Below are 19,525 nucleotides of genomic sequence, written 5' to 3'. Positions count from 1 at the left end.
ATTGTACTGCATATGATCACGCTCGATGTGCCGTACTGGCGTGGGGTGCCGCCTGGCGTGCCGCAAGCAAAGCGGCCCGGCCACCACCGCCCGGGGCGGACGGCGGTGGCCGGGCCGGTGCGTCGCCGCCCTTGCTTTCGCCTCAGCCGCCCAGATACGCGTTGCGCACCTGGTCGTTGGCCAGCAGGTTCGCGCCGGTATCGGCCAGCACCACCTTGCCGGTTTCCAGCACATAGCCGCGGTCGGCCACCTGCAGCGCCTTGTTGGCGTTCTGCTCGACCAGGAACACCGTCACGCCTTCCTCGCGGATGGTGCGGATGATGTCGAAGATCTGCGCGATGATCATCGGCGCCAGGCCCAGGGTCGGCTCGTCGAGCAGCAGCAGGCGCGGGCGGCTCATCAGCGCGCGGCCGATCGCCAGCATCTGCTGCTCGCCGCCGGACATGGTGCCGGCGCGCTGCGAGGCGCGCTGCTCCAGCCGGGGGAACAGCTTGAACACATGCTCGATGCCCGCCTCGATTTCGTCTCGCTTCGCGAAGAAGGCGCCCATCTTCAGGTTCTCCAGCACGGTCAGGCTGGGAAACACGCGCCGGCCCTCGGGCGAGATCGCCATGCCCATGCGCATGATCTCGTGCGTCGAGCAGCCGGTGATGTCGCGGCCCTCGAACAGCACGCGGCCGCTGGAGGCGCGCGGGCTGCCGCAGATCGTCATCATCAGCGTGGTCTTGCCCGCGCCGTTGCTGCCGATCAGCGTGACGATCTCACCCTGGTTGACCTCGATCGATACGCCACACAACGCCTCGACGGCGCCGTAATGGGTATGGACCTGTTCCAGCTTCAGCATCAGTCCTCTCCCAGGTATGCCTTGATCACGCGCGGGTCGTTGCGCACGTCCTCGGGTTTGCCGATGGTGATCGGGCGGCCGTGCTCCATCACCAGGATGCGGTCGGACACGCCCATCACCAGGCTCATGTCATGCTCGATCAGCAGCACGGCGATGCCGAACTCGCGCCGCAGCTGGTCGATCAGCATCTTCAGTTCGACCTTTTCCTGCGGATTCAGGCCTGCGGCCGGCTCGTCCAGCATCAGCAGCCGCGGCTGCGTGATCATGCAGCGCGCGATCTCCAGCCGGCGCTGGTGGCCGTACGACAGTGTGCCGGCCTCGCGGTTGGCCACCGCGCGCAGCCCCATGCGATCGAGCCATTCGGCGGCGCGGCCCAGCGCCTCGCGCTCGGCGCGGCGGTAGGCGGGGGTGGCGAAGAGCCCGTGCAGCAGTCCCGATTTGACGCGGCGATGCTGGGCCACCATCAGGTTCTCGACCACCGTCAGGTTCTTGAACAGACGGATGTTCTGGAACGTGCGGACCAGGCCCTGGCGCGCGACCATATGGCTCGGCAGGCCGGCGATCGGGCGGTCGTCCAGCATCACCTCGCCGGCGGTCGGCTTGTAGAAACCGCCGACGCAGTTGAACACCGTGGTCTTGCCCGCGCCGTTCGGCCCGATGATCGCGAACACCTCGTCGTTGCGGACGCTGAAATCGATGCCGTCGACTGCCAGCAGGCCGCCGAAGCGCATCTGCAGGCCGGATACTTTCAACAGTTCTGCGCTCTGTGCACTCATTGCGGCAACTCCACGTGCGGGCGGCTGGCGGGCAACAGGCCCTGCGGGCGCCACATCATCATCAGCACCATCACCAGGCCGAACAGCAGCATCCGGTATTCGGCGAAGCCGCGCGCGACCTCGGGCAGCACCGTCAGCAGGATCGCGGCGATGATCACGCCCAGCTGCGAGCCCATGCCGCCCAGCACCACCACGGCCAGGATCAGCGCCGATTCGATGAAGGTGAACGATTCGGGATTGACCAGGCCCTGGCGCGCGGCGAAGAACGCGCCGGCCAGGCCCGCGAAGGTCGCGCCCAGCGTGAAGGCCGACAGCTTGATCCGCGTGGGATTCAGGCCCAGCGAGCGGCAGGCAATCTCGTCCTCGCGCAGCGCCTCCCAGGCGCGGCCCATCGGCATGCGGATCAGCCGGCTGGTGACGAACAGCGTCACGCCGACCAGCAGCAGCGCCAGCAGGTACAGGAAGATCACCATGTGCTCGCCGCTGTAGTCCAGGCCGATCAGGTCGTGGAAGGTGCGGGCACCGTCCTCGCCGGCGCTGCGGGTCATCGGGATGCCGAACACCGTGGGCTTCGGGATGCCGTAGATGCCGTCCGGCCCGCCGGTCAGGCTGGTCAGGTTGTTCAGCAGCTGTCGGATGATCTCGCCGAAGCCCAGCGTCACGATCGCCAGGTAGTCACCGCGCAGCCGCAGCACCGGGAAGCCCAGCAGGAAGCCGAACAGCGCCGCCATGCCGGCCGAGATCGGCAGGCACTCCCAGAACGACAGGCCGAAGGCCTGGTTCAGCAGCGCATAGGTGTAGCCGCCGACCGCGTAGAAGCCGACATAGCCGAGGTCGAGCAGGCCGGCGAAACCGACCACGATGTTCAGGCCCAGGCCCAGCATCACGTAGATCAGCGCCAGCGTGGCGACGTCGACCGCGCCGCGCGAGCCGAAGAACGGCCAGATCAGACCGACCGCCAGCAGCACCCAGACCGCGGCGCGCTGCTGCCCCGGCGCGAGCGTGGGCAGCGCCGGCAGCTTGACCGTGGAGGTCGTGCGGTGGATCAGCGGCTTGAACAGCTGGAACAGGAACACCGCCGCCACCGCGATCCACACCGGCCGCCAGTGCGGTTCGAGCACCACGCGATAGCCCTCGAGCTTGAGCTGCAGGCCGAGGATGGGGATCGTCAGGATGGCGGTCAGCACCGCCGCCGAGACGGCGTTCTTCAGCGATTGCGTCATCGAAATGGAGGAATTCATGGCGCGGTCCTCAGACTTTTTCCACGTCCGGCTTGCCGAGCAGGCCGGTGGGACGGAACAGCAGGATCAGCACCAGCAGGCCGAAGGCGACCACGTCCTTGTATTCGGCCGGCATGTAGCCCGAGGCGAACGTCTCGGCCAGCCCCAGCAGCACGCCGCCGAGCATCGCGCCCGGAATGCTGCCGATGCCGCCCAGCACCGCGGCCGTGAAGGCCTTGATGCCGGCGACGAAGCCGATGAAGGGGTTCAGCTTGCCGATCGTCAGCCCGATCAGCACGCCCCCCGCGGCGGCCAGCATCGCGCCCAGCACGAAGGTGAAGGAGATCACCCGGTTGGTATCGATGCCGAGCAGGTTGGCCATGCGCATGTCCTCGGCGCAGGCGCGGCAGGCGCGGCCCATGCGCGAGTGGCCGATGAACAGCGTCAGCGCGATCATCAGCACCAGCGTCACGCCGACGATCAGCAGGCGCGAATACGGCACGGTCACCGTGAAATCGCCGCCCATCTCGAGTTCAAGCGCGCCGCTGATCAGCACCGGCACCGACACGTCGCGCGCGCCCTGGCCGATCTGCACGTAGTTCTGCAGGAAGATCGACATGCCGATTGCGGAAATTAGCGGCACCAGCCGCGGCCCGCCGCGCAGCGGCCGGTAGGCGACCCGCTCGACCGCGAAGCCGTACAGGCCGGTGACGATCACCGACACCAGCAGCGCGGCGCCGAGCACCAGCGGCAGCGGATAGCCGGCCGCCACGCCGATCGCGGTCAGTGTCACCAGGCCGACATAGGCGCCGATCATGTAGATCTCGCCGTGGGCGAAATTGATCATGCCGATGATGCCGTAGACCATCGTGTAGCCGATGGCGATCAGCGCATAGATCGCACCCAGCGTCAGGCCGTTGACCAGCTGCTGGGTGAATTGAGGTAGGAATTCGTTCATGAGGTACGTCCCGTCTGTACTGCACGTCGGCCGGGGGGCGAGCCTGTCGGCGCCGCATCGGTGAAGCCGGCGTGCCTGTCGCGGCGGGCCCTTCCCGCGCGGGGAGGGGCGCGATCGAAGCGGCCCGGCATATCAAAACGCCCCGTTCGGTGACGAACGGGGCGTTGGCACGGACCGCGCCGGCGATCAGTTGGCGGCCGTCTTGGTGGCGTCCTTGTGCCAGGTGAAGACGACGAACTTGAACGACTTCAGGTCGCCTTGCGCGTCGTATTCCACCTTGCCGATCGGGGTCTGGAAGGCGTTCTTGTGCATGTACGCCGCGACCTTGGTCGGATCGGTGCTCTTGGCGCCTGCGATCGCGTCGGCGATGATCTTGACGCCCGCGTAGGCCGGCATCTGGAACGGACCGTTCGGATCGCGCTTCTTGTCGGCGAAGGCCTTGACCAGCGCCGCGTTGGCCGGGTCGGCCGAGAAGTCGGCCGGCAGCGTGACCAGCATGCCTTCCGAAGCCGGGCCCGCGATCGCGGTGACGTCCTTGTTGCCGACGCCTTCCGGTCCCATGAACGTCGCCTTGACGCCTTGCTCGCGCGCCTGGCGCAGCAGCAGGCCCATCTCGGGGTGATAGCCGCCGAAGTAGACGAAGTCCACGCCCTGCGACTTCAGCTTGGTGATCACGGCCGAGTAGTCCGAATCGCCGGCGTTGATGCCTTCGAACAGCACCACGGGGATCTTGGCCGCTTCGAGGTCCTTGCGCACCGAGGCGGCGATGCCCTGGCCGTACGACTGCTTGTCGTGCAGCACGGCGACCTTCTTGGGCTTGACCTTGCCGATGATGTACTGCGCGGCGGCCGGACCTTGCTGGTCGTCGCGGCCGATCGTGCGGAAGATCATCTTGCGCTTCTTGCCTTCGGTCAGCTGCGGCGCGGTGGCCGACGGCGTCACCATCACGACGCCTTCGTTCTCGTAGATGTCGGCGGCCGGAATGGTCGAGCCCGAGCAGACGTGGCCGATCACATAGCGGATGTTCTGGCTGACGATCTTGTTGGCGACGGCCACGGCCTGCTTCGGCTCGCAGGCATCGTCCATCAGCACGACTTCGAGCTTGTTGCCGCCGGCGCCGCCGGCAGCGTTGATCTGCTCGATGGCGGTCAGCGCGCCCGCCTTGACCATGTCGCCGTACTGCGCGACCGAGCCGCTCATCGGGCCGGCGATAGCGATCTTGACGGTTTCCGCTTGTGCGACGGCACCGAAGGTGACCAGCGCGGCGGCGAGAGAAAGGGAGGTAAGACGGGAATGCTTCATTGGGAGCTCCTCGATCGTGTTTGTTCGAATCATCCAGGCGCGGGCCTTGGACGTGCGCAAAATCGAAGAACTCCCCGGCGACTTTGACAGGCTGGTCGGGGCGCGCATGCACGACCGCGGCTCAGGCCTGAAAGGGCACTACATGACCACGTTCTTGTTATTGCGCAGGCCAATCGCCCGCCTGCCCTCCGCACCGGTGAGAACTGGGTAAGTCCGTTCGATGTCGGCCAGGTGGCGGCATTATAAGGTGAATCTTGGAGCGGCCTATGCGCGCTGCACCAATCGGGCGCGGTTGTGGCTTCCGCGGAACACTCGTTGCCGCCGACCGGCTCGCCGCGCCCCGCCGATGGGGGGTAAACCCCCGGGAAAACCCGTGTAAAGCCCCTGTAAAGCCCCGGTAAAGCCCTGTCGCGCGGCGCCTCAGTGGCCCGCCGCGACCATGCCCCGAGTGGCCAGCGCGAGCGCGCTGTGCCGGGTGCCGCCGCGCAGGCTCGATGAAATCTCGGCGGCCGCATGCTGGACCATTTCGGCAAAGGTGCGCACCTTCTGCGGCTTGAAGCGCTCCGCCGGCCCGGACAGGCCGACCGCGGCGAACACCTGGCCGTGTCCGTCGACGATCGGCGCGGCGACCCCATGGACCGACTCGCGCCATTCGCCGCGGTTGACCGCATAGCCTTGGCGGCGCACCTTGTCCATCTCCTGCAGGAAGCGCTCCGGTTCGACGATCGAATGGGCGGTGGCGCCCTCCAGCGTGGTCGACATCCGTTGCAGCACGGCCGGCGGCTGGAACGCCAGCATCGCCTTGCCGGTCGCCACGCAGTGCGCCAGCGCACGTCCGCCGATCTGGGTATAGGCGCGGACCGGGTTTGGGCTGTCGATCTTGTGCACGTAGACGACCTCGCCGCGATCGAGCACCGACAGGTGGACGCTTTCGCCGCTGTCTTGCATCAGCCGTTCCATCCAGCCCTCGGCATGGCGGCGCAGGTCGAGCCGGCCCAGCACCGCGGAGCCCAGCTCCCACAGCTTGATCGACGCGCTGTAGGTCGCGGTGCCCTCGTCGCGAATCACATAGCGCAACTCGGTGAGCGCCTGCAGCAGCCGATGGACATTGCTCTTGGCCATGCCGAGCCGGTTCGCGATCTCGGTCAGCCCGAGCGGCCGGTCACTATGGGCCAGCAGCTCGACGATGCCGAGGCCTTTGATCAGGGTGTTGTTCATGGGTTTGGTATTGCTCGGGCTTTCACGCGGGTTTGCCCTCTTCCCCACCCCTCTCCCACAAGTGGAGAGGGGAGCCGACTGCCAACGTCATCGCCCTTGGTTTTCGCGCCCCTCTCCCGCTCGCGGGAGAGGGGCGGGGGAGAGGCAGCGCCACGCCTCCGGTACGCTGTTCTCAAATACGGAACCATTGTCCCGTATTCCGGCACGTCCATATAATGCCCCGCATGCACCGGCGCCCGCAACCCGGCCGCCGGCGCGCCTTCCCGCCAACCGGCGCCATCCCACTGCTGCCATCGTCATGCCCGATCTGAACGAGAAGGATCTGCCGCTCGCCGGCGTCAAGGTATTGGAGTTCTGCACCGTCGCCGCCGGACCGTTCTGCGGCATGCTGCTGGCCGACATGGGCGCCGACGTCGTCAAGATCGAGCCACCCGATGGCGATACGCTGCGGCAATGGCCGCCGATCTCGGCCGGCTTCTCGGAAAACTTCGCCTCGCTGAACCGCAACAAGCGCTCGGTCGTGCTGAACCTGAAGCAGCCGGAAGACGTCGCGCTGGCGCGCAAGCTGATGCGCGAGGCCGACGTGGTCGTCGAGAACAACCGGCCCGGCGTGATGGACCGCCTGGGGCTGGGCTATGCGAGCCTGCGCGAGGACCATCCGCGCCTCGTCTACTGCTCGGTGTCGGCCTATGGCCAAAGCGGTCCGCGCGCCACCGAGGGCGGCTTCGACCTGACGATCCAGGCCGCCGCGGGCGTGATGAGCGTGACCGGCGAGCCCGACGGTGCGCCGGTCAAATGCGGCGTGCCGCTGGCCGATTTCGCTTCGGGCCTGTACGGGGCGTTCGCGATCGCCAGCGCGCTGGCTCGCGTGCGCGCCGGCGGCGCCGGCATGCATATCGATGTGCCGATGTATGGCTGCACACTGGGCATCGCCGCGCTGCAGACCAGCGAGTATTTCGGCACCGGCCGCAGCCCGGCCAAGCTCGGCTCGGCGCATCCGCGCAACGCGCCGTACCAGGCGTTCCGCGCCGCCGATGGCTACTTCGCGATCGCGGCCGGCAACCAGAAGCTGTGGCTCGAGGTCGTGCGCGTGGTGCAGATGCCGGAGCTGGCTGACGATCCCCGCTTTGCCACCACGCGCGATCGCGCCGCCAACCAGAGCGCGTTGAAGGAACTGCTGGAGCAGCGCTTTGCCGGCGCCGGCGTCGATCACTGGATCTCGGCCTTCCAGGCCGCCGGCGTGCCGCACGCGCGGATCAACGACTATGCCGCCGCGCTGCAGGACCCGCAGGTCGAACACATGGAATGGGTGCGCCCGCTGACGCTGCCAAGCGGCGTGGCGACGCGGACCTTTGTCTCGCCGCTGCGGCTCGATGGCATGGGTTTGCCGGTGCGCCGGCCTCCGCCGGCGCTCGGCGAGCATACCGAATCGATTCGCGACGCCGATGCCAAGGGCGTCGGGCAAGGGCGAACGCAGCAACAAACGCAGCAACAAACGCAGGAGCAAACGCAGGAGCAAACGCCATGACCCGTACCATCGAACCGCTGCGGACATTCGTTGCCGGCGTCACGTCGCTGATGGAAGGACCCAACCGCGACGAGGCCGCCTTGCTCGACGGCACCCGCCCCTTGTTGCAGGCGCTGGTCGCGCGCGACGACTGGCTTCCGGACGAACTGGCGCAGCCGCATCCGACCTATTACCAGCAATACCTGCTGTACGGCGATCCGCTGGATCGCTTCTCGGTGGTCAGCTTCGTCTGGGGCCCCGGACAGCAGACGCCGGTGCACGACCACACGGTGTGGGGCTGGATCGGCGTGCTGCGCGGCGCGGAAATCGACATCCGTTATCGGCGCGACGATCGGGGCATCCATCAGGATGGCGAGGAAACCCGGCTCGAGGCCGGCCAGGTCGCGGCGGTATCGCCGTCGCTCGGCGACATCCACCGCGTGCGCAACGCCTTCGACGACCGGGTCTCGGTCAGCGTCCACCTGTACGGCGGCAATATCGGCCGCATTCGCCGCCATGTCTTCGACCCGGCAACTGGCGCGCCGAAGGAATTCGTCTCGGGCTATGCCAACCGCTTCGCGCCGAATCTGTGGGCGGCCGCGGATGTCTGACGGCGCGCCGACCGTCGCCGGCACGGCCGAGCCGGTGCTGCTGATCGACCGGCAAGGCGATATCACGCGGCTGACGCTGAACCGCCCACAACGGGGCAATGCCTTGTCGGCCGAGCTGGTGCAGGCGTTGCACGACGCCGTGCTCGCCTGCCATCGCGACGGCACGCGGCTGCTGCTGATCGAAGGGGCGGGAAAACACTTCTGCACGGGTTTTGACCTCGGCGACCTCGACAGCGAAACCGACGACACGCTGCTGGCGCGCTTCATCCGCGTCGAGCTGATGCTGCAGGCCATCTACACGGCGCCGTTCACCACCGTCGCGCGGGTCCATGGCCGCGCCATGGGCGCCGGCGCCGATCTGGCTGCGGCGTGCGAACAATGCTGGGTGGCCGACGACGGCCGCTTCGCCTTCCCCGGCGCGGCCTTCGGGCTGGTCTTGGGCACCGCGCGGCTTGCCGGCCGCGTCGGCCCGGCGCTGGCGCGCCAATGGATCGGCGCCGGCGCAACGATCGATGCCGATACCGCGCTCGCTGCCGGACTCGCGACACGCTCCTTCTTGGCGGACGAGCACGGCAAGCCCGACACCGCACTGGAGGCGCTGGCCCGTCAGGCGCGCCGGCTCGACGGCGATACGCAGGCGGCCATCCATGCCGCGTCGCGTGCCGACGGCGGCGAACTTGCCAGGCAGCTCGCCGCGCTGGTCCACTCGGCCGCGCGGCCGGGGCTGCGCGAGCGCATCCGCGCGTATCGCGAGGCGTCGGCGCGCTAGGCCTGCGCCGAACGCTGCCGCGCGGCCGGCGCCGCAAAGATGCCGACGAAGCGATCGCGGGCGGGATGGTCCGGCGCCGCCTTCCACACGCAATAGACTTCCGACGGCACGGTGCTGTGCTTCAGCGGCCGGAACGCCGCGCCGGCGAGCGCCGAATGCCGCAAGGCCGCCGGCACCACCGCCACGCCCATCCCCTGCGACACGAGCGACACGACCGACAGCCAGTGCCGGACCTCGTGGCGGATCTGCGGATAGAAGCCCTCGGCCGCGCACATGTCGACGATCCGCGCGTAGTAGTCGGGCGATGCGTTGCGCGAGAACAGCACGAACGTCTCGCCGCGCAGCTCGGTCAGCGCGATGGTGCGTCGGCTCGCGAGCCGATGGGCGGACGGCATGCAGCAGACGAAGGGCTCGCTGTGGATCAGCCGGGTGGCCAGCTCGTCCGGCACGCGGCTCGTGTGGATGAAGCCGACGTCGAGCTGCCCGTGCAGCAGCGCCTCGATCTGTTCCTGCGAGTTGAGCTCGGTCAGCGCGATCTGGATGCCGGGCTGGTCGGCCTCGAACTGCTGCAGCTTCTGGGGCAGCCCGCGGTACAGCATCGACCCGACAAAGCCCACGCGCAGCCTGCCCACCGCACCGGCTTCGATCTGCCGCGCCAGCAACCGCGCCTCCTCTGCCTGCGCCAGCAGCGCGGTCGCCGATTCGCGAAAGGCCCGCCCGGCCGCGGTCAGGCGCACGCCCTTGCTGTCGCGCTCGAACAGCCGGGCGCCGACCGACGCCTCGAGCTGCTGGATATTCAGCGACAGCGGCGGCTGCGAGATCGACAGCCGGCGCGCGGCGCGGCCGAAATGCAGCTCGTCGGCCAGCACGAGGAAATAGCGCAGATGGCGAAACTCCATGACAGGGGCGGCGTTCGATGACGCTTCGATGAAGGTGGGAGGGGGCGCAAACGAGCCTCGGAAACGGGCCTCATTCTATGCCTACAGTTTCCGCCCGGCATGCCGTTATCCCTTCGATGTGCCGGCTGAACAGGTAGCGCGCCCGCTGCAATGCCGGTTGCGCCAACGGCGAACACAAGGCCCCCGTGACGCACCATGACCACTACCAGACCCTAGGCGTTGCCCCGACGGCCACGGCGGACGAGATCCGGCAGGCGTATCGGCGGCTGGCCATGCGCTGGCATCCGGACCGCAATCCGGACGATCCGCGGGCCGCGGAAGAGCGGTTCAAGCGATTGCAGCATGCGTTCGCGGTGCTCAAGGACGCCGGCCGCCGGATGGCCTACGACGCCGAGCGCGCGGCGCCGCGCGGCGGCTCCGGTCACGGCGGGGGCAATGGCGCAGGCAGTGGCGCCGCCAACGGCCGCGGCGCGCATGGCCCACGCCCGGCGCGCGAAGCCTGGCCGCATGGCGGCCCGCGGCGCAACGCGCCGGGCAAGGCCGGCGTCGACTATCTGTGCGAGACCAGCATCGCGCTGGAAACGGCGGTGCTCGGCGGCATGGCATCGACGCGGGTCAGGATGACGGTCGACTGCCTGCACTGCGATGCGCGCGGCATCCGCATGATGGCCTGCAAACCATGCGGGGGCACGGGCCAGGTGCGGCGCGGCCTGTTCAACGCGTATGGCGCCTGCGAGCGCTGCGCCGGGCGCGGCGTCGAGCCGGCGGCTTGCGATGCCTGCGGCGGCACCGGCAAGGTCCGCGTCGACAAGGCGCTGCGCGTGCAGATCAAGCCGGGCGTGATCGACGGCACCGTGCTGCGCGCCCGCGGCATGGGCGGCCCCGGCATCGACGGCGGCCCCAACGGCAACCTGATGTGCAAGGTGCGGGTGCGCAAGGACCGCGTGTTCGGCGTCGATGGGCTGGACCTGACGCGCGAGCTGAAGATCGACTTCGTGCTGGCCTGCCTCGGCGGCCGCGTGCCGGTGGTGCGCTTTCGCAAGACGGTAATGGCCGAGATTCCGGCGATGACGCGCAGCGGCACCGTGATCCGCGTGCGCGGCATGGGCCTGCACGATCGTGCCAGGCAAAAGACAGGCGACCTGCTGCTGACGGTCGCCATCGACCTGCCGTCGCGGCTGCGCACGCTGACCGAGCCGCAGCAGACGCTGCTGCGCGAACTCGGCCGCGGTGCGGGCGAATGAACCGCAATGAACCGCGAATGAACCGCCAATGAACCGGCAATGAACCTTATTGGTTCTTCATCGCCTCGGCCAACCGCTGGATGATCGCACCCTCGGTTTTGAAGGCCTTCTGCGCATAAGCGGTGTACTGCTCGGGGCCCATGTAGTTGGTCGACATGCCGTACTGCTGCGTCACCGCCAGCAGCTTCGGATCCTTCAGCGCATTGCGGAACGCGGTGTCGAGCTTCTTCACGACGTCGGGCTTCATGCCGGCGGGACCGACGATGCCGAACGGCGAATTGGACCAGACCGGATAGCCGATCTCCTTGAGCGTCGGCGCATCGGGGAAGTCCGGTGCCCGCTTTTCCGACAGCACCGCCAGCACGCGCAACTGGCCGTTCTTCACATACGGCAGCAGCGTGTTGGTCAGCATCGCCACGTCGCACTGGCCGCCGAGCAGCGAGGTGATGGCCTCGGCGTCGCCCTTGTAGGGAACATGCGTCCAGTTCGATTGCGTGATGCGCGCCAGTTCCGAGATCGTCAGATGCTGGCTGCCGTAGATGCCGGTGGTGCCGTAGGTGATGCCGCGGCTCGACGCCTTGGCCTCGGCCACCAGCTCCTGCATGGTCTTCCACTTGGCATCGGTGCGCACCGCGACCGCGAAGTTGTAGTCCGCGATCATCGAGATATAGGTCAGGTCCTTCAGCGGGTCATAGCGCATCTTCTGCACGTGCGGCAGACGGAAGATCACGACCGGCGCCATCGTCAGCGTGTAGCCGTCCGGCTCGCTGGTGGCCATCTGCGTCGCGCCCAGCGTGCCGCTGACCCCGGGCTTGTTCTCGACGATGATCGATTGGCCCAGCTCGCGCCCCGCCGCGTCGGCCAGCGCGCGCCCGATCTGGTCGGTGATGCCGCCGGCGCCATAGGGCACGATCAGCTTGAGGGGGCGGGTGGGAAATTCGTCGGCGCCGTAGGCGCGGAAAGCCAGGGCCGGACCGAGCGCGGCGACCGTGGAGGCGGCGGCGAGCCGCAGGATATCGCGTCGTTGCATCGTGTCTCCTTCGTATGAGCGCGGCGCACGGCCGGGTCTGTGCCGCCCGGCTTGGCTGTCGCCGCGGTCGGAAGTATGCGGTCAGTCGCGGCCGGTGTGGGCCTGGCCGCGGGTATTTCTCTACCGCGCGGCCCACGCATGCGCGCGCCGAAATGGTTTCAAACTTGGTACAACGCGCCGGGACGGCCCCAACGTGCTCACCCGCTAAACCTGCTGCATACCTGTCATGCATGCTTTTCATCGAGGCCGGCATGCGGCTCCTTTTCTTTGCCGATGCGATGACCTAGCCTTCACGCAGGCGGCAAATGCGGGCAAGCCGCGCACGCCGGACCGTACCGGCCAGACAACCAGATGCCCGCGGCTTCGCGATTCGAACACTGGCCGGGGGGAAAGAGGGTGTCCCCATGGCCGCCATTTCGCTGACCCCGTCGCTGCGCGCGGACTACGAGCGCTTGTTCGACACATGCATCACGCAGGCCGGCCGCCGGGCCGAGGTCGAGGCGCTGACGGCAGCGCTGCTCAGGAACAAGGGCCGCTATGCGGCGGCGTCGCAATTGTCCGGCGTGCCATGGCATTTCATCGCCGTCGTGCACAACATGGAATGCAGTCAGCGCATGGACGCCCATCTGCACAATGGCGATCCCTTGAGCCGGCGAACCTTCCACGTTCCGGCGGGCCGTCCCCGTACCGGATCTCCGCCATTCCGCTGGGAAGAGAGCGCGGCCGATGCGCTGGCGCTCAAGGGGCTGAACGATGGCACCGACTGGAGCCTGGCCGGCACGCTGTACCAGCTGGAGCGATACAACGGGTTTGGCTACCGGCGCTTCCACCCAGAGGTACTGAGCCCGTATCTGTGGAGCTTTTCCGGCCACTACGAGCGCGGCAAGTACGTCGCCGACGGAACCTGGTCCGATCGCGCGGTGTCGCGCCAGTGCGGCGCTGCCGTGCTGCTGCGGCGGCTGGCCGAAATCGGCGAGCTCGAGTTCGGCGCGCGCGCGACGGCGGCCGCCGACGATGGGCCGCTGATCGCCCGCTACGCCGCCCGTCCCCCAACCGAGCCCGCCGCGCGCCAAACCACCGAGACGTTGCAGCGCTGGCTCAACACCTTTGACGGAGTCTTCGTCCGGATCGACGGTCATCCGGGCAAACGGACGTCGGCCGCGTATCGCCGCGTCACGGGACACTACCTGCCGGGCGATCCGCGCGAGCCGCGCGAGTCGCGCCAGCCGCGCTAGGCCGACAGGCAATCCGACGAGCGCTCCAATGGCCCACCGCTACGCCGAACTCGAGATTCTGATCAGTGCCGGCTCGCGTGGGTACGAAGTCGAAGCCCGGCGCCGCATGCCGACCGGCGACGTGATCACGCCGCGCGTGGCGCTGGCCCTGGCGCCCGCCAACCCGGCATTTCGCGATGCCGACCCGGAGGTCTGCGGCCGCGCGCTGGCCGCCACGCTGTTCGCCCCGGCCGAGGTCCGCGATGCCTTTGTGGCGGCGCAGACGGCGGCGCAGGAGGCGGCGGTCGACCTGCGGCTGCGCCTGCGGGTCGGCGTCGATGCCACCGAACTTCACGTGCTGCCGTGGGAGACGTTGTACGATCCGGCCGGACAGGCCGCGTTGTGCGTTTCGCAGCGTTGCTTCTTTTCGCGCTACCTGTTCTCGCGGGAAATGCGGCTGCCGCGGCTGCGGCCGCGCAGCGGCGTGTCGGCGCTGGTGGCGGTGGCCAATCCGCCGGGCCTTGCCGACGACCTGGCCGCGATCGATGCGAAGGCCGAGGCGCAGCGCATCGGCGCCGCGCTCGCGCCGATTCCGGTCGCCACGCTGGCCGAGCCGGGCCAGGCCACCATGGAGCGGATCTTCGCGGCGCTGCGCGAGGGCGTCGAGGTGTTCTACCTGGTGTGCCACGGCGCGATGATCGATGACGAACCGATGCTGTGGCTCGAACGCGCCGATGGGTCGCGTGACCTGGTGGCCGGCCGGATGCTGGTGAACCGCATCGGCATGCTCGAGCGTCCCCCCAGCCTGGTGGTGCTGTGCTCGTGCCAGAGCGCGGGAACCGGCCCGGCGCGTGGCGGCGACATGATGAAGGCTCTCGGTCCGCTGCTGGCGCAGGCCGGCGTGCCGGCCGTGCTGGCGATGCAAGGCAATGTCGGCATGGACAGCATGGGCACGTTCATGCCGCTGTTTTTCGCCGAACTGCGCGAGCATGGCGAGGTGGACCGGGCCGCCGGCGTGGCGCGCGCGGCAATCGCCAGCCAGCCGGACTGGTGGATGCCCGCGGTGTTCACCCGGCTCGAAAGCGCGCGCATCTTCTACCCGCCTGGCTTCGGCGGCGGCGCCGTGCCGGAGTCGGGCGACGATCCGTGGCGCGCGGTGATCGACAATATCCGCCATGGCGAGACCACGCCGATCCTGGGCCCCGGCGTCGGCGAGCCGCTATTTGGCTCGCGGCTGCAGATGGCGCAGACCTGGGCCGAAACCTTCCATTTTCCGATGGCCGCCCACGAGCGCGATGAACTGCCGCAGGTCGCGCAGTATCTGTCCGCTTCGCAGCAGCCCGTCACGCCGCGGCGGCTGTTCTACCGCTTCCTGTACCAGCAGCTGTGCGAGCAATACCGCGAGGCGATCCCGCCGGGGCTGCTCGGACTGCCCGAGGAGGACATCGTCGCGCAACTCGGCGACGTGATTGCCGCCGTGGCGGGGGTCCGTCTTGCGGTGCCCGACGACCCGCATCGCGTGCTGGCCGAACTGCGCCTGCCGATCTATATCACCACCGACCCGAGCGACTTGCTGGTGCATGCGCTGCGGGCCCGCGATCCCGAAGTCCGGCCATTCGTGCGGCTGTGCCGCTGGAATGCGGCGGCCGAAGCGTGCGACGACGCGCTGACGGTCGATCATCGGGACGCCCGGCCCAGCGCGCGCACGCCGATCGTGTTCAAGATGTTCGGCGACCTGCGCGAGCCCCGCTCGCTGGTGCTGACCGAGGACCAGTATTTCGACTATCTGATCAGCGTGTCGAAGAACCTGGACGCGATCATTCCGCTGCAGATCCGCGCGCGCCTGAACGACAGCGCGTTGCTGATCATCGGCTTCGACGTGCAATCGTGGGACTTTCGCGTGCTGTTCCGCACCATCCTGAATCAGGAAGGCGCCGACCTGCGCAGCGAGTATCTGCATATGTCCGCCCAACTCGATCCCAACAGCATTCTCGACCCGGTCAGCGCGCGGCGTTATCTGGAGCGCTATTTTCAGGACAAGGCCAGGATGAAGCTGTACTGGGGCGATGTGGCGATGTTTGTGGCAGAACTGCAGCGGCGGCTGCGGCCCTAGCGAGGCACCATGGCATCCATCGCACCCGCGGCACCGGCGACCTCGACGTCCTCGACATCCTCGACGTCCCATTGCCCCTATATCGGACCGTCGCCGCTGACGGAACAGTCGCCGATCTTCGGGCGCGACCGCGAGATCGAGGAACTGGGCTACCGCCTCGTCGCGGATCGCATCGTGGTGCTGTATTCGCCGTCGGGTGCCGGCAAGAGTTCGCTGATCGAAGCGGGCTTGCGGCCGCGCTTGCGCGACCGCTTCGACGTGCTGCCGACCGCGCGGGTCGGCGGCGAAGCGCCGGGCGACGGCGAGCCCGTCAACCGCTATGTGTGGAGCGTGCTGCAGTGCTGGGCCGCGGCCGGCGCCGTGCCACCGAGCCCTGACGATACGCTGCTGTCGTACCTGTCGCGCGTGCGCGAGCCGGCCGGTGGACGGTCGCGCCGGATGCTGCTGATCTTCGACCAGTTCGAGGAGATCTTCACCGCCGACGCCAACGATACCGGGGACAAGCTGGCCTTTTTCACGCAGTTGGGCGATCTGCTGGGCCAGGGCGGCAGCCATGTCTGGGCGCTGTTCTCTATGCGCGAGGAGTTCTTTTCGTGGCTGGACCCCTATCGGGACCGGGTCCCCACGCGGCTGATCAACACGATGCGCATCGACCTGCTGTCGCGCGAGCAGGCGGTGCAGGCACTGATCGGGCCGGCGAACGCGGCCGGCGTGACCTTCGACGAGAACGCCGCCCGGCATCTGGCTCGCGATCTGGCGAAGGTCCGTGTGCCGGGTCCCAACCAGCCGGCCTACCGCGATGGCCGCTATGTCGAACCCGTGCAATTGCAGGTTATCGGCATGAATCTGTGGCTGGCCTGCTTTGGCGACAGCGCACCGCCAGCCGGCGCCCGTATCCGATTGGAGGACGTCGAGCATCTGGATGCCGGCGCGGCGCTCGAAGCCTATTACAACGCCACGCTGGAGCGCACGGCGGCGACTGCCCCGCGCGAGCGCGTGTTGCGCGACTGGATCGAGGACAAGCTGATCACGGCGTCGAACCTGCGCTCGCTGGTGATGTTCGACAGCGGTGCGAAATCCGCTCCCACCGCCGAAGAACTGGCGATGCTGCAGCGCCTGTATCTGGTCCGCGCCCAGAGCCGCCAGGACGCGCAGTGGTTCGAGTTGGCGCATGACCGGCTGGTGGGACCGGTGCGCGAGAGTAACGGGCGATGGCGCGAGCGGCATTTGCCGCATTGGAAGAACCTGGTGCGCGCGTGGACGATGGCCAACGAGAATCCGGCCTTGCTGCGCAACGCGGTACCCGAGGAAATCGAGGCGGCGTTGCACGAGCCGCCGCAGCAGCACAGCGATGCGGAGAACCGCTTCCTGTCCGACTACCGACGCGACGCGATCGAACGCAAGCGGGCGCGCCGGCTGCGGCAGATCGGCTACGGCGCCGCCCTGTCGATGGTCGTGCTGACCGTGGTGGCGCTGCTGCTGGCGTTCAAGCTCAATCGGCAGAACATGCTGTTGTCCGTCGTCAGCACCCGGCCCGCGCCGGACGTGGCGTTGCTGGCGGCCGTCGAAGGCATGGATGGGCACAGCCTGTTTCGGCCGCCCGGCGGCTTTGACTTTCGCCGGACGCTGGTCAGCGCGATGGAGCGCGCTCGGCATATCGAACGCTATCTGCTGCGGGCCGACGGCCGGACGCTGACGGTGCAGGCCAATGCGCACTACCGGGTGCTGGGGCGGCTCCATCCCGGACGGGCCGAGATCGAAGTCGTCCCACTGCAAGGCGGCCCGCCGGTGCGGCTGTCGACGGGCATGCTGGCAGCGTGGCACCCCGGCGGCGTGCGCGCGTTTGCGCTGGCCGGGCCGGCCATGCTGGCGATCGGCGGGCAGGATGGCAGCGTCACGCTGTGGGATCTGACCGGCGCCCCGGCGCCGGTCGCGCTGACGATGCCCGACACCGGCATGCAGCGCGGGCTGGGCGGCGTCGCCTCGCTGCACAGCGACGGCAACCGGCTTGCGGCCGGCTACGACAGCGGCCGCATCGCGGTATGGGATCTGAATCCTTCCCGCCCCCCGGCGGAGCGGGTGACGCCGATTGCTGCGATCCAAGGCCATCGCTCGCGGGTGACCGACGTCGCGCTGTTCGATCGGGGGACGCGTCTGGCGACATCCGGCTGGGATAGTGCCGCCTATCTTTGGCAGCTGCCGGAGTCGCCGGCACAGGGCAATGCGCGCGTGCGTCCGGAGAAGCCCGCCCAGGCATTGCTGGTTCCCCCTGATGCCAAAGACTGGTACCCGGGTCTGCACAGCATTGCCGTGAGTCCCGACGGCAAGCTGGCCGCGGCAGGCTCGCGCTCCGGCCGCATCACGGTCTGGCGCACGTCGGACGGCGGTCGGTGGCCCCGCCCGCTGCTGGGGCACGACGACGCGGTGGTGCGGATGCTGTTCCAGAACGATGGCGTGTTGCTGTCGGCGGGCTGGGACGGCCGCGTCATCAAGTGGCTACTGGACCCCGAAGGCATGGATGTCCGCCGCTCGGTGCTGGTGGACCTGCCGTTCCAGATCGCCGGCCTGGCGACCGGTCCCGCTGCGGACCTGGCGGTGGTGTCGTCCGAACAAGGCGAACTGCTGCAGCTGCGGACCGCCACACCGGTGCATCCGATGGCCCGCATCGTGGTACGGGGCCACGACGGTGCCCCGCCCCTGCTGCTCGCGCTGCCCGGCAGCCAACCCGCCACCGTGGCGGCGTCCGGCGAGGGCGGCATGATGTGGCTGCCCGCCGGACACCGCGACGCCGCGCCGCGTTCGTCCGACCCGTCCGCGACGCCGGTCCAGGCGATGGACTGGGCGCGGGTCGCACGGCGGCTGGCGCTGGTCGACGGCAACGGCGACGTGTATGTCGCCGGCACGGGCGGCGCGCGCGAACCGGTGCGCATGCCGGGCCTGCACGCCGGCTCGCTGGTCCGCGTCGCGCTGAGCGCGGACGGCACGCTGCTGGCCATCCGCTCGGTCGATCGCAATGCCAGCCGGCAGCTGCAGCTATGGCGCTTGCCCGCGGCCCCGACGCAGGCCGCGCTTGCCGAGGGCGGAGCGCCGTGTGCGATCGCGTTGCCGGCCGATCTGCGCAGGACATCCAATGCCGTGTTTCGACCGGGGGCGGCGCACGAGCTCGCCGTGGCCGACGACGACAAGGTGCGGCTGTGGACGATCACGCTGCCCAGGAGCGGCTGCATCGGCGCAACCGTCACGCGCAAGCGCGTGTTCGACCGTTTGCCGCGCGGGCAGATCACCAGCCTCGCCTTCGAGCCGCAAGGGCGCGCGCTGCTGGCAGGCAACTATCTGGGCAAGGTCTATCGCATTCCGGTCGAGGGCGGCCGCGACGATGCGGCCGCCGGCAAGCGCACGAGAGAACCGGCGGTGACGGTGCTCAAGCATGACGCCTCGGGCGTCATCACCGCGCTCGCGATGCCCGCCGATGCGCCGTTCGTGGTGGCCGGCGACGATCACGGCAATCTGTTCCTGCTGGCCTCGGATGGCCGTGGGCTTCTGCCGCTACCCCAGTCGGTCTATCGCGACGGCGACCGCCGCCAGCCCATCGCATTTCTTTCGTTGTCCGACGATGGCAGACGCCTCTACTCGGCCGGCACCGAACTGGCGGCGGAATGGAATCTTGATCCCGACGCGTGGCGCGGCACGGCATGCCGGATCGCCGGCGGCGGCTTCACCGATCGGCAGAAGGCCGCTCTGTTCAGCGGCGGCTTCATCGCCCCGGCGCCATGCGAGTCGTTCGACACGGGCGCCGACGCCTCGTAGCGCCGTCGTTCGG

General features: G+C 68.7%; 15 protein-coding genes. 7 read left to right on the top strand and 8 right to left on the bottom strand.

From position 1 onward, the window contains the following. Positions 1-142 precede the first annotated feature (142 nt). The 6 genes from LRR16_RS08420 to LRR16_RS08395 all read right to left on the bottom strand — a co-directional run bounded on the left by LRR16_RS08420 (position 143) and on the right by LRR16_RS08395 (position 6,318). Complete coding sequence (locus LRR16_RS08420) at positions 143-844, bottom strand: ABC transporter ATP-binding protein (protein WP_006576578.1); 702 nt, start codon at positions 842-844, stop codon at positions 143-145. Next, positions 844-1,620, bottom strand: coding sequence for a high-affinity branched-chain amino acid ABC transporter ATP-binding protein LivG (gene livG, locus LRR16_RS08415; RefSeq protein ID WP_064574476.1), 777 nt, complete (start codon positions 1,618-1,620; stop codon positions 844-846). Before livG ends, LRR16_RS08420 begins: the two co-directional genes overlap by 1 nt. Next, the gene (locus LRR16_RS08410; RefSeq protein WP_064574473.1) at positions 1,617-2,861 is read right to left on the bottom strand and encodes a high-affinity branched-chain amino acid ABC transporter permease LivM; all 1,245 of its coding nucleotides are present in this window, start codon (positions 2,859-2,861) and stop codon (positions 1,617-1,619) included. The genes livG and LRR16_RS08410 overlap by 4 nt, the downstream gene beginning before the upstream one ends. Positions 2,862-2,871: 10 nt before the next feature. Then, positions 2,872-3,798 (bottom strand): high-affinity branched-chain amino acid ABC transporter permease LivH, encoded by a 927-nt coding sequence (gene livH / locus LRR16_RS08405; protein WP_006576581.1) that lies wholly within the window; start codon positions 3,796-3,798, stop codon positions 2,872-2,874. 186 nt (positions 3,799-3,984) lie between these two features. Further along, positions 3,985-5,100, bottom strand: a complete 1,116-nt coding sequence (locus LRR16_RS08400) for a branched-chain amino acid ABC transporter substrate-binding protein (RefSeq protein ID WP_006576582.1) — start codon at positions 5,098-5,100, stop codon at positions 3,985-3,987. Positions 5,101-5,520: 420 nt separating this feature from the next. Next, positions 5,521-6,318, bottom strand: a complete 798-nt coding sequence (locus LRR16_RS08395) for an IclR family transcriptional regulator (protein ID WP_232205576.1) — start codon at positions 6,316-6,318, stop codon at positions 5,521-5,523. A gap of 298 nt (positions 6,319-6,616) precedes the next feature. Between LRR16_RS08395 and LRR16_RS08390 the strand changes: the two genes are divergently transcribed. From LRR16_RS08390 to LRR16_RS08380, 3 genes are read left to right on the top strand one after another with little or no spacing between them, the layout of a single operon-like run. Next, positions 6,617-7,846: a CaiB/BaiF CoA-transferase family protein gene (locus tag LRR16_RS08390; RefSeq protein ID WP_232205575.1), complete on the top strand. Its 1,230-nt coding sequence runs from the start codon at positions 6,617-6,619 to the stop codon at positions 7,844-7,846. Further along, entirely contained in the window at positions 7,843-8,436 is a 594-nt protein-coding gene (locus LRR16_RS08385; protein ID WP_370646767.1) for a cysteine dioxygenase, read from the top strand. The genes LRR16_RS08390 and LRR16_RS08385 overlap by 4 nt, the downstream gene beginning before the upstream one ends. After that, positions 8,429-9,205 carry an enoyl-CoA hydratase/isomerase family protein gene (locus LRR16_RS08380; RefSeq protein WP_232205574.1) on the top strand — a complete coding sequence of 259 codons (777 nt, stop codon included), beginning with the start codon at positions 8,429-8,431 and terminating at the stop codon, positions 9,203-9,205. Before LRR16_RS08385 ends, LRR16_RS08380 begins: the two co-directional genes overlap by 8 nt. Here the strand turns inward: LRR16_RS08380 and LRR16_RS08375 are convergent. After that, positions 9,202-10,104: a LysR substrate-binding domain-containing protein gene (locus LRR16_RS08375; RefSeq protein ID WP_232205573.1), complete on the bottom strand. Its 903-nt coding sequence runs from the start codon at positions 10,102-10,104 to the stop codon at positions 9,202-9,204. The genes LRR16_RS08380 and LRR16_RS08375 overlap by 4 nt on opposite strands. A 185-nt stretch (positions 10,105-10,289) precedes the next feature. Here LRR16_RS08375 and LRR16_RS08370 point away from each other — a divergent pair, with 185 nt between their 5' ends. Continuing rightward, positions 10,290-11,348 (top strand): DnaJ C-terminal domain-containing protein, encoded by a 1,059-nt coding sequence (locus LRR16_RS08370; protein ID WP_232205572.1) that lies wholly within the window; start codon positions 10,290-10,292, stop codon positions 11,346-11,348. Between the two features lie 46 nt (positions 11,349-11,394). Here the strand turns inward: LRR16_RS08370 and LRR16_RS08365 are convergent, their stop codons facing one another. Continuing rightward, a complete protein-coding gene (locus LRR16_RS08365) occupies positions 11,395-12,378 on the bottom strand; it encodes a tripartite tricarboxylate transporter substrate binding protein (RefSeq protein ID WP_023264019.1) in 984 nt (327 codons plus the stop codon). 404 nt (positions 12,379-12,782) lie between these two features. On the opposite strand from LRR16_RS08365, the gene LRR16_RS08360 reads away from it, so the two are divergent. From LRR16_RS08360 to LRR16_RS08350, 3 genes are read left to right on the top strand one after another with little or no spacing between them, the layout of a single operon-like run. After that, a complete protein-coding gene (locus tag LRR16_RS08360) occupies positions 12,783-13,613 on the top strand; it encodes a hypothetical protein (protein ID WP_232205571.1) in 831 nt (276 codons plus the stop codon). Positions 13,614-13,641: 28 nt separating this feature from the next. After that, positions 13,642-15,705, top strand: coding sequence for a CHAT domain-containing protein (locus LRR16_RS08355; protein WP_232205570.1), 2,064 nt, complete (start codon positions 13,642-13,644; stop codon positions 15,703-15,705). 9 nt (positions 15,706-15,714) lie between these two features. After that, positions 15,715-19,512 (top strand): WD40 repeat domain-containing protein, encoded by a 3,798-nt coding sequence (locus LRR16_RS08350; RefSeq protein ID WP_232205569.1) that lies wholly within the window; start codon positions 15,715-15,717, stop codon positions 19,510-19,512. Positions 19,513-19,525 lie beyond the last annotated feature (13 nt).

Origin of the sequence: Cupriavidus sp. UGS-1 (genome assembly GCF_021213615.1) — a bacterium.
Lineage (GTDB): Bacteria > Pseudomonadota > Gammaproteobacteria > Burkholderiales > Burkholderiaceae > Cupriavidus.
This window is presented reverse-complemented; position numbering and strand designations above follow the sequence as displayed.